We start from the raw sequence: 10172 nt of genomic DNA on the forward strand, positions 1-10172 counted from the left end.
TATTGGCTTCCTTCCAGTTCATTTAGCTGACCCTTACGAAGCAAGAGGCGACCTGTTCCGCCTTATGAGAACGAGCCAAGCGCAACTGTTTTTCTGATCACAAATCAAGCGGTCTCTCTGTCGGAAGCGGTACAAGTGCTGCTCGAAGAGATGCAACGGAGCTCAGATACATAAGGATGAATTCCCAGTGTGCGAACGGCATTGCCCGAGCTCTCTACCGTGTACATCGCAGAGCCTATTTGTTCGACAAACGATCCGTTTCCGGAAACCACATGTTGGAAAATTCAAATCGGAAGGACAAGCCGAATGTACCTACCCAGTACGCCTTCGCATCCATTCGCTTGGTAGACTTCAGATCAAAGCATCCGGCCCACCTAAAAGGCAGGCCGGACCGCTCAATCAATTAAAATTTCTTAGTCGTACAAAACGGCTGCGATCTTCGGGTCATCAATGTTCGAGGCGTCGTAATAGTAGAAGCCCGTGTCGATCAGGCCCGGAACCTCTTCCCCGTTCAGAGCCGCAACCGCCGCCTTCACCGTCTCATAGCCGATGCCCACAGGGTTTTGCGTGATAGCGCCCGCCATCAAGCCGCTCTTGATTGCGTCTTTCTGGGCCTTGCCGCTGTCATAACCGATGATGACCAGACCTTCGGTGCCCAGTTCCTGAACACCATTTACAACGCCAATGGCAGAGCCTTCGTTTGTGCCGAAAATGCCATTCAGATCAGGGTTTGCTGTCAGGATTGCCTTGGTGACTTCGGTCGACTTCAGGTGGTCGCCCTGGCCGTACTGAACCGTGACAACTTCGATATCCGGGTACTTCTCAGCCATGCGATTGACGAAGCCATCGCGGCGGTCGATTCCGGTGCGGCTGGTCTGATCATGCGCGACAACCGCGACTTTACCCTTGCCGCCAATTTTCTCTGCCATCTTGTCAGCGGCGAGCCCGGCTGCCGCCAGGTTATCCGTTGTCGCGGTTGAAAGCGGAATATCGCTATCAACGCCGCTGTCGAAAGCGATGATCGGAATGCCCTTTTCATTGGCCTGCTTCAGCAACGGGATTGCGGCTTGGCTATCCAAAGCGGCAAAACCAATGGCTTTGGGGTTGTTGGCCAAAGCGGCAGCCAGCATGTCGATCTGACGGTCCACCATTGTTTCATTGTCCGGACCTTCGAATGTGATGGTGACATCAAACTCGTCAGCTGCTTGTTCCGCGCCGGACTTCACTGCCTGCCAGAACTGATGCTGGAAGCCTTTGGATACCAGCGGAATGTAAATTTCTTCTGCTGCCGCCATCGAGGCGGGCCCTGCCAAGGTGACTGCACTCAGCGCACCCAAAATGAAACGACGTGAAAACATGTTTTCTCCTCCAGTTGGTCGTTTTGGTCTTTGTTTTAATGCCTTAGTCATCCCGTTTTCTTACGCCGTGCCATGTCGGCATAGACGGCCAGGATGATGATTGCCCCGGTCACAACGGTCTGCCATTCCTGCGCAACGGACAGCACGCGCAACCCGTTGGTCAACACGGCCATGATCAAGGCACCTATCAGCGTACCCAGGATCGTCCCGCGCCCACCGGACAACGACGTGCCACCGATCACCACGGCGGCGATCGCCTCCAGTTCGTATCCAAGTCCCAATGCCGGTTGCGCGGAATTCAGACGCGAGGCGATCAAGATGCCGGCGATGCCGCAGATCGCGCCGGCTAGCGCGTAAATACGCATCTTCCACATGTCGGTGTTTACGCCGGACAGACGCACTGCTTCCTCATTGGAACCAAGCGCAAAGGTGTACCGGCCCAGAACCGTGCGCCCCAGAATGTATGAGGCTGCGATAGCCACAAGGAACAGGATCAACACACCATTGGGGATGGGCAGAGACGGAAAAACCTCGCCGATCAGTGACCCGCGCGAAATTTGGTCAAAGCCCGGCGTGTCGTTGAAATAGATCGGCCTTGTGCCCGAGATCACCAGCGACATACCCTTGAGGATTAGCATCATGCCCAAAGTCGCAATGAAGGGCGGGATCTTCATCTTGGCCACAAACGTACCCGAGCACAGACCGCAAAGCGCCCCCGCCGCGATGGCCGCTGCGACACCCAACAGCAAGGGCATCCCCAGATAGGTCAGAACAACGCCCGCGATCACCGCACAGAAGGTCATCAATGTGCCCAGCGATAGGTCGATCCCGCCGGTGATGATGATCAGCGTCGCAGCCACCGCCAGCACCCCGTTGACCGAGGTCGCCTGCAAAATCGCGATCATGTTCGAGGTCTGCATGAAATTCGGCGACGCGATCGAGAAGCCGATCAGCAGGGCGATCAAACTCGCGAACGCCAGCAGTTTTTGGTAGGCACCGCTTTCCGACAGACCCGCGAGGGGTTTCTTCTTGTCGATATCCGTAGCTGTGGTCATTGGACTGTCCCTGTTACCTGCATCGCCGCCGCGCGCTGCGTGGCCAGATGCATGATGTCTTCTTGAGTGGTGTCTTTTCCGCCGGGTAGAATGCCGGTCAGTCGGCCTTCGCACATCACGGCGATGCGATGGCTGAGGCGCATGATTTCGGGCAGTTCCGATGAGATCACGATGATCGTCTTGCCTTGCCCCGCCAGGTCTTCCAGTAGTCTGTAGATCTCGGATTTAGCGCCGACGTCGATACCCCGCGTGGGTTCGTCAAAAATCAGGATATCGCAGTCACGTAGCAGCCATTTGGCTATGACAACCTTCTGCTGGTTGCCGCCTGACAAAAGGCGAACCTCTTGCACATCCGATGGCGTTCTAATGCCCAACTGCTTGATATAGCTTTTGGCGGTGTCGCTGATTTCACTATCGTGTAGAACCCCGCCTGCGCCGGTGAATAGGTCCATCGAGGCAAGCGCGATGTTGTCGCGTACGTTCATACCGGTGGCGAGACCGAAATGCTTTCGGTCCTCGGACAGGTATCCAATCCCCGCTTTGACGGCGTCAGTTGGTGATTTGATCGACACCACCTGCCCATGTACCCGGATTTCGCCGCTATCCTTGGGATCGGCCCCGAAGATAGCCCGTGCAACCTCGGTACGACCTGCGCCCATCAGACCAGCAAAGCCCAGAATTTCGCCCTTTTTGACCGAAAAGGTGACGTCTTGAATTTCTTTGTCCCGGTTCAGTCCGGTGACCTGCAGAGACAACTCAGCGTCGCCTAGATCAGGTACGTCCAGCGGCTCTTCATTGACCTCACGTCCAACCATCATAGCGATGATCTGGCTGATCGGGGTTTCGGCGGCCCCTACCGTTCCGACATATTCCCCATCGCGCATGACCGTCACGCGATCTGAAATCTGTTTCAACTCGTCCATCTTGTGGCTGATGTAAACGATGCCCACGCCCTCGGCCTTGAGGCGGCGGATGATCACGAACAGCTCCGCAATCTCGGCGTCATTCAAGGCCGCCGTGGGCTCGTCCATGATCAGCACTTTGGATCGGAACGACAGCGCCTTGGCGATCTCGACCATTTGCTGTTTCGCAATGGTCAGGCTGCCCACCAACGCCTTGGGATCAAGGCTGAGGTTCATCGAGGCAAAGATTTCGGCGGTCTGCGTATTCAGTGCCGCCTCGTCCAAACGGCCAAAACTTTTGCGAGGTTCGCGTCCGATAAAGATATTCTGAGCAACGGTCAGGTCGTTCATCAGGCTCAGTTCCTGATGAATGATCCCAATACCCAGATCCTGTGCCTCACGAGGGGTTGTCGGGCTGACTTCACGCCCTTCGATCATCAAGATCCCGCCATCGCGCTGATAGATACCCGACAGGATCTTCATCAGCGTGCTTTTCCCGGCCCCGTTTTCACCCATAAGCGCGTGAACTTCGCCCGGTTCCAGATCGAACTGCACGGATTTCAGTGCGCGCACGCCGGGGAAGAATTTATCAATCCCCGTCATTTCGACCAGTTTAGTCATGCTTCCTCCCATGTGCCCCTCTCCCTTGGGCCAAACGCGGATTACATCACCGCGCCGATTTGCCAGGGAACGAATTCAACGCCCCCAAAGCCAAGTTCCTCGCTTTTTGTATTGTTCCCCGAGGCGACGCGGATCAGCATTTCGAACAGTTCTTCGCCCTTAGTCTCGATGCTGACCCCATCGGTGACGATGTCGCCGCAATTCAGGTCCATGTCGTCCGCCATGCGTGCGTACATTTCGGAATTGGTGGCCAGCTTGATACAGGGCGTCGGCTGGTACCCCGACACTGATCCTCGCCCGGTGGTGAACACGATCAGGTTCGCGCCCGAGGCCACTTGTCCGGTCACCGAACATGGATCAAACCCGGGACTGTCCATGAAGACAAAACCTTGCTTGTCGATCATCTCACCGAACTTGTAGACATCTCGTAGCGGCGCGGTGCCTCCTTTAGCGACAGCGCCCAGCGATTTTTCGAGAATTGTCGTGAGCCCGCCGCGCTTGTTGCCGGGGCTCGGGTTGTTATCCATCTCACCGCCGTTGCGGGAAGTGTAATCTTCCCACCAGTGGATGCGGTCGATTAGCTTTTCACCGACCTCTACCGTCTCGGCGCGCCGGGTCAGCAGGTGTTCCGCCCCGTAGATTTCTGAGGTTTCCGATAGGATCGTTGTGCCGCCGTGGCGCACCAGCAGATCCGAGGCATATCCCAATGCCGGGTTCGCGGTGATCCCCGAGTATCCATCTGATCCCCCACATTGCATGCCAACCGTGATGGCACTAATCGGTGCTGGTTTCCGCTGGGCCTGATTGGCCAGTTCCGCGATGCCGCGCAACTCTTCCAGCCCTCGCTCGATAGTGCGGCGCGTCCCACCCTCGTTTTGAATGGTCATATAGCGAAGCGCCCCGTCAGCGCGGATTGGACGCCCTCCGACAAGATCGGCCACTTGCATGACCTCACATCCCAGACCGATCAGCAGGATACCTCCGAAATTCGGATGCTGCGCGTAACCGGCCAGCGTCCGAAACAAGGTGGCATAGCCTTCATCTTTACCGGACATTCCACAGCCGGTCCCGTGCACGATTGGAACTACACCGTCGACATTGGGAAAACAGTCCAGAAACCCAGACTTTTCAGAAGCTTCGGCAATGAAACGTGCAACAGAGCCCGAGCAGTTCACTGTGGTCAAAATGCCGATGTAATTGCGTGTGCCCACTCTGCCGTCGGTTCGATGGTAACCGTCGAACGTCCGACCTTCGTTCAAAGCAGACAGCGGCGTGTTCGCGCTTGCATGCGCATAGTCCTGCTGGTGCGCCCCCATACCAAGATTGTGCACATGGATATGTTCACCCGGCGCGATGTCGCGCTTGGCCTGCCCGATGATCTGGCCATAACGGATAATATTCGCGCCAGCCTGAATTGGAGCCACAGCAATCTTGTGACCGCGGGGGACTGAAGAGACTAACGGCACTGGAGCAGAAGTGGGCTGCTCACCCGCCTCCAAGTCCCGCAAAGCTATGACGATATTGTCTTGTGGATTGAGCTTCACGACGTCGCGCGCCGCCTCCTCCAATACACTTATGCCGCTATGTGCTTGCATGTCTTCCCCGCTTGCATGGCCAATGTTGCTAAGCTCAAAATCGTTACTTGTCAACTAACATGTTAGAATGCTAAATTGCCAAGCATGAACAAACAACAAGACATAGACGCCGCTTTGCTGCCTGAGATCACGACAACCGAAGGGTCGCTGACTCAACGGGTCCACCACTCACTGAAGCAGGCGATTCTGTCGCTGGATTTTCCACCCGGCGCAAATCTGCGAAAGGCACCTGTGTGTGAGCGACTGGGCGTTTCGCGCGCCCCTGTTGCCGATGCGATTGCACGACTGGCCTCGGAAGGATTGGTGGATGTGGTGCCGCAATCTGGAACCCGCGTGTCCTACTTTTCGATGGCCGAAATCCGCGAAGGCGTTTTCCTGCGCGAGGCACTTGAGCTCGCAACCGTCGCCAAGGTTGCACGCGATCTGACCGACGATCAGCGCAAACGGTTAAGCCGCAATATGCGCCTGCAAGAACTGTTGATCGAGGATGAGGACATCCCCGGCTTTTATCAGGCCGATGAAGAGTTCCATGCTCTGCTGATGGAATTCACCGGCTTCCGACGCCTCGCGGACGTAGCCCAGACCGTTTCCCTGCAGGTCAGTCGCGCACGTATGCTGCTGTTGCCTACACCGGGCCGGATCGCTGAAACACTGGCCGAACATCGGGCAATTTTCGAGGCGATCAGCAACCGTGATGAACAAGCTGCGCAGGACGCCATGCGCATTCACCTTGGGCAGTTGATGCCGCGTATCGAGCAACTGGAGCGGCAAAAGCCTCATTTGTTCAACCTCACGCCACAGCCGGATAGCGAGGCAGGATGACCGTTTCTCAGACAGAGCCATTGAACAATCGTACTGCGCGGCCTGTTCCGCTGACCCGGATGGGTTTTGGCGGAGCGCCGTTGGGAAACCTTTACCGCAAAGTATCCGACGTTGACGCTCAAGCGGCGTTACAGGCGGCATATGACGCTGGCATCCGCTTTTTCGACACTGCGCCGCAATACGGGCTTGGCCGGTCCGAAAACCGGTTTGGCGAAGCGATTGCCCGGTTCGGTCGCGAGAACATACAGCTTTCGACCAAGATCGGTCGCCTTCTGTTGGATTGCGAACCGCATGAGGTGACACCCGAAGCCTTCGTCGACGTGCCCCAAAAGAGGATCGTGTTTGACTATACCTATGACGGGGTAATGCGGTCTTACGAGGCCAGCCGCGACAGGATCGGTGTCGCCAATTCTGATATTCTATTGGTCCATGATGTCTGTGTCTTCAGCCAAGGCAGTCAGGAATTGTCGGACGCCAAGGTGCGCGAATTGTTTGATGGCGGGGGATACAAAGCGCTGACCGAACTGCGCGATGCGGGTGAGATCGCCGCAATCGGCGCAGGCGTAAACGAATGGCAGGTTTGCGAAAAGCTTCTTGGGCTTGGTGACTTTGACGGGTTCCTATTGGCCGGGCGGTATACACTTTTGGAACAGGAAGCCCTCGACAGTTTCCTTCCGCTTTGCGAGCAGCGCGATGTCGGGATCATCCTGGGCGGGCCGTATAACTCGGGCATTCTCGCAACTGGGGCAGTGCCCGGTGCCAAGTACAATTACGCGGACGCGCCCGAGGACATTCTGGATAGGATCCGCAAGATCGAAATCGTTTGCGCAGCCCACGGAACTCCGCTGATCGCTGCAGCGCTGCAATTTGTTCTGGGTCATCCTTGTGTGAAAACAGTGGTACCCGGAGCCGTCAACGCATCCGAGGTGCAGTCCAATGTTGCGCTGATGGAGCGCGACATACCTCCGAGTCTTTGGTCGGATCTGAAATCCGAGGGCCTGATCCGTCCGGACGCACCTATACCAAGTGAGGCTGCAGATGCTGCGTAACATCAACCCGATACTTTCGCCGGATCTTCTCTATACCCTGAGGGCCATGGGCCACGGGGATGAGATCGTTATCGCAGATGCGAATTTCCCGGGGTCTAGCAGTGGGCCGGAATGCATCCGGGCGGATGGGTCTTCGGCCAGCGAAATATTGCAGGCCGTGTTGTCCGTGATGCCCTTGGACACGTTCGTTCCTGATCCGGCTTTGACCATGCAGGTTGTCGGAGACCCGGACGCAATTCCTGACGCTGTGGCGGACTTTCAGCGCATCATCGACGCGACCGCGGACACTCCAGCAAAGATTCAAGGGATGGAACGGTTTGCTTTCTACGAGCGTGCCACCAACGCTTTTGCCATCGTCCAGACAGGCGAGCGCAGACTCTATGGCAACATCATTCTGAAAAAAGGTGTGATCGGATGATGATCGATGCGCATCAGCATTTCTGGGCTCTGGCGCGCGGCGACTATGGTTGGCTGACGCCCGATCTGGGCGCGATCTACAGGGATTTTACTCCAGACGATATAGTGCCTCTGCTCTGTGCTGCTGAGATTGATGGCACAGTCCTTGTGCAGGCGGCACCGACTTCGGCCGAGACTGAATACATGCTCTCTCTGGCGGATCAAAACGCGTTCATCAAAGGTGTTGTGGGTTGGGTTGACTTTGAAGCCGGTGATGCGCCGGCACAGATCGCCGCTTTGGCCACACACCCAGCACTGGTCGGCCTTCGCCCGATGATACAGGACATCGCTGACCCTCTGTGGATGCTGGGCGGTACGCTGACACCGGCTTTCGAAGCAATTCAGCGACATGACCTGACATTCGATGCCCTGACCTTGCCCCAGCACCTGGGCCCGCTTAGGCAACTTCTTGAACGCCGGCCCGATATGCGCGTGATCATCGACCATGGGTCGAAGCCACTGATCAAAGACGCGATCTTGGGTGATTGGTTCGAGAACATGGCAGCATTAGCCCGAGAAACCTGCGCCTGGTGCAAACTGTCGGGCCTGGTAACCGAGGCTGCCGCAGATTGGACGACCGAAGACCTGCGTCCGTACGTAGATCATTTACTGAACACCTTCGGTCCGTCGCGCCTGATCTGGGGCAGTGACTGGCCAGTTTGCACCTTGGCCTGCAGTTACCAGCGCTGGCTTGAAACCACCGATATGCTGCTAAGCCAACTGAGCAACGCAGAACGCCAAGCAATAATGGGTGGGAATGCCGCCCGGGCCTATAACCTCAGGGACTGAAATGAATATACCCACACTGGATTCAGACGGGCTGTGGCTCGGGCGTGTTGAACGCGCCGGGATCGGCCCCAGCGTGGTAACACTGCGCCATGGGCGAGTTGTAGATATCACGTCGAATACGGCACCAACTGTCCGGGATATCCTGGAACGCGACGATACAGCGGACTATGTACAAAAAGCTCAAGGTCAAGATATCGGCCCGCTGGACACTGACCACCGATGGCTCGCCCCGTGCGACTTGCAGGCCATAAAGGCCTGCGGTGTCACATTTGCCGGGTCTATGGTCGAACGCGTGATCGAGGAACAGGCTGCAGGCGATCCTGCCAAGGCAGATGCGATCAGAGCGCGTATCGGGGACCGGATCGGGGAAAGCCTCTCGAACATCGTACCGGGATCGAGCGATGCCGCTGAGGTCAAAGAGGCCCTGATCGCCGAAGATCTCTGGAGCCAATACCTGGAAGTCGGGATTGGCCCCGATGCCGAAGTGTTTTCCAAAGCACAGGTTTTGTCCTCAGTCGGGTTTGGTGCGGATATTGGGCTTCACCCCATTTCAACCTGGAACAATCCCGAGCCCGAAATTGTTCTGACCGTGACTTCGCAAAGTGAAATTAAGGGTGCAACACTTGGGAATGACGTAAACCTGCGTGATGTCGAAGGCCGCTCAGCCCTGTTGCTGAGCAAGGCAAAAGACAACAATGCCTCTTGCGCAATCGGGCCGATGATAAGGCTGTTTGACGAGAAGTTTTCGTTGGACGATATACGCCAGGCCGAACTAACGCTTACCGTCACAGGACCAGATGGGTTTGTGTTAGACGGTAGTTCGTCGATGTCCCAGATTAGCCGTGATCCAGTAGATCTTGTGAAGCAGACCATCGGACGCCATCATCAATATCCTGACGGGCTGATGCTGTTTCTCGGAACTCTATTCGCCCCAACCCAGGACCGCGATACTCCCGGTGGTGGATTTACTCATAAGCTTGGCGATGTCGTCACCATTGCCAACGCACAACTTGGGGCGCTGACAAACACGGTGCGCCTGTCGACGGAATGCCCCGAATGGACCTTCGGGGCGTCTCACCTGATGCGAAACCTCGCCCATCGCGGCCTGCTGTAAGAGAGAACTAACATGTTGACTGGAAAACACCTGATCGCTGGCGAATGGGTCGGCGCAGAAGCAACCTTTGCGTCGGAACCCGCGCATGGTCCCAGCCATGACTTTGCCCTGGGAACCCCCGTGCTTGTCGCCCGAGCCGTGAAAGCCGCTGAGGATGCCTTTGCCAGTTTTGGTTGGTCCACCCGCGCCGAGCGCGCTGCGCTGCTGCGAAAAATCGCGGATGAAATTGATGCGCGAGGAGATGCGATCACCGAAATCGGAACACAGGAAACCGGACTGCCCGAGGCACGCTTGCAGGGTGAACGTGGTCGCACCGTGGGCCAGTTGCGCCTGTTTGCAGATCATATCGAGGCCGGAGACTACCTTGACCACCGCCACGACACTGCCCTGCCGGATCGTGCACCCCTACCC

10 protein-coding genes are annotated in these 10172 nt (G+C 56.8%); 6 read left to right on the forward strand and 4 right to left on the reverse strand.

The genetic code is table 11. From position 1 onward, the window contains the following. Positions 1-413: 413 nt before the first annotated feature. From E1297_RS42825 to E1297_RS42840, 4 genes are read right to left on the reverse strand one after another with little or no spacing between them, the layout of a single operon-like run. Entirely contained in the window at positions 414-1358 is a 945-nt protein-coding gene (locus tag E1297_RS42825; RefSeq protein WP_155149249.1) for an ABC transporter substrate-binding protein, read from the reverse strand. 47 nt (positions 1359-1405) lie between these two features. Further along, positions 1406-2413, reverse strand: coding sequence for an ABC transporter permease (locus tag E1297_RS42830; protein ID WP_155149251.1), 1008 nt, complete (start codon positions 2411-2413; stop codon positions 1406-1408). Next, the gene (locus tag E1297_RS42835) at positions 2410-3936 is read right to left on the reverse strand and encodes a sugar ABC transporter ATP-binding protein (RefSeq protein ID WP_155149253.1); all 1527 of its coding nucleotides are present in this window, start codon (positions 3934-3936) and stop codon (positions 2410-2412) included. The genes E1297_RS42830 and E1297_RS42835 overlap by 4 nt, the downstream gene beginning before the upstream one ends. Before the next feature lie 41 nt (positions 3937-3977). Beyond that, positions 3978-5531, reverse strand: a complete 1554-nt coding sequence (locus E1297_RS42840) for a UxaA family hydrolase (protein WP_155149255.1) — start codon at positions 5529-5531, stop codon at positions 3978-3980. Between the two features lie 84 nt (positions 5532-5615). Here E1297_RS42840 and E1297_RS42845 point away from each other — a divergent pair, with 84 nt between their 5' ends. From E1297_RS42845 to E1297_RS42870, 6 genes are all read left to right on the forward strand, one after another. Then, the gene (locus E1297_RS42845; RefSeq protein WP_209016337.1) at positions 5616-6353 is read left to right on the forward strand and encodes a GntR family transcriptional regulator; all 738 of its coding nucleotides are present in this window, start codon (positions 5616-5618) and stop codon (positions 6351-6353) included. Then, the gene (locus tag E1297_RS42850) at positions 6350-7402 is read left to right on the forward strand and encodes an aldo/keto reductase (protein ID WP_155149257.1); all 1053 of its coding nucleotides are present in this window, start codon (positions 6350-6352) and stop codon (positions 7400-7402) included. Before E1297_RS42845 ends, E1297_RS42850 begins: the two co-directional genes overlap by 4 nt. Continuing rightward, positions 7392-7820, forward strand: a complete 429-nt coding sequence (locus tag E1297_RS42855) for an RbsD/FucU family protein (RefSeq protein WP_155149259.1) — start codon at positions 7392-7394, stop codon at positions 7818-7820. Before E1297_RS42850 ends, E1297_RS42855 begins: the two co-directional genes overlap by 11 nt. Further along, positions 7817-8647, forward strand: a complete 831-nt coding sequence (locus E1297_RS42860; RefSeq protein ID WP_155149260.1) for an amidohydrolase — start codon at positions 7817-7819, stop codon at positions 8645-8647. The genes E1297_RS42855 and E1297_RS42860 overlap by 4 nt, the downstream gene beginning before the upstream one ends. A 1-nt stretch (position 8648) precedes the next feature. Beyond that, the gene (locus E1297_RS42865) at positions 8649-9761 is read left to right on the forward strand and encodes a fumarylacetoacetate hydrolase family protein (RefSeq protein WP_155149263.1); all 1113 of its coding nucleotides are present in this window, start codon (positions 8649-8651) and stop codon (positions 9759-9761) included. A gap of 12 nt (positions 9762-9773) precedes the next feature. Then, positions 9774-10172: aldehyde dehydrogenase family protein (locus E1297_RS42870; RefSeq protein ID WP_155149660.1), on the forward strand; the 399-nt coding region annotated here is incomplete at its 3' end.

The organism is Roseibium sp. RKSG952 (assembly GCF_009711355.1).

What these genes read in the sequence shown, in the direction of transcription:
- E1297_RS42825 (WP_155149249.1), bottom strand. Translation starts at nt 1,358, where the DNA reads ATGTTTTCACGTCGTTTCATTTTGGGTGCGCTGAGTGCAGTCACCTTG.
- E1297_RS42830 (WP_155149251.1), bottom strand. Translation starts at nt 2,413, where the DNA reads ATGACCACAGCTACGGATATCGACAAGAAGAAACCCCTCGCGGGTCTG.
- E1297_RS42835 (WP_155149253.1), bottom strand. Translation starts at nt 3,936, where the DNA reads ATGACTAAACTGGTCGAAATGACGGGGATTGATAAATTCTTCCCCGGC.
- E1297_RS42840 (WP_155149255.1), bottom strand. Translation starts at nt 5,531, where the DNA reads ATGCAAGCACATAGCGGCATAAGTGTATTGGAGGAGGCGGCGCGCGAC.
- E1297_RS42845 (WP_209016337.1), top strand. Translation starts at nt 5,616, where the DNA reads ATGAACAAACAACAAGACATAGACGCCGCTTTGCTGCCTGAGATCACG.
- E1297_RS42850 (WP_155149257.1), top strand. Translation starts at nt 6,350, where the DNA reads ATGACCGTTTCTCAGACAGAGCCATTGAACAATCGTACTGCGCGGCCT.
- E1297_RS42855 (WP_155149259.1), top strand. Translation starts at nt 7,392, where the DNA reads ATGCTGCGTAACATCAACCCGATACTTTCGCCGGATCTTCTCTATACC.
- E1297_RS42860 (WP_155149260.1), top strand. Translation starts at nt 7,817, where the DNA reads ATGATGATCGATGCGCATCAGCATTTCTGGGCTCTGGCGCGCGGCGAC.
- E1297_RS42865 (WP_155149263.1), top strand. Translation starts at nt 8,649, where the DNA reads ATGAATATACCCACACTGGATTCAGACGGGCTGTGGCTCGGGCGTGTT.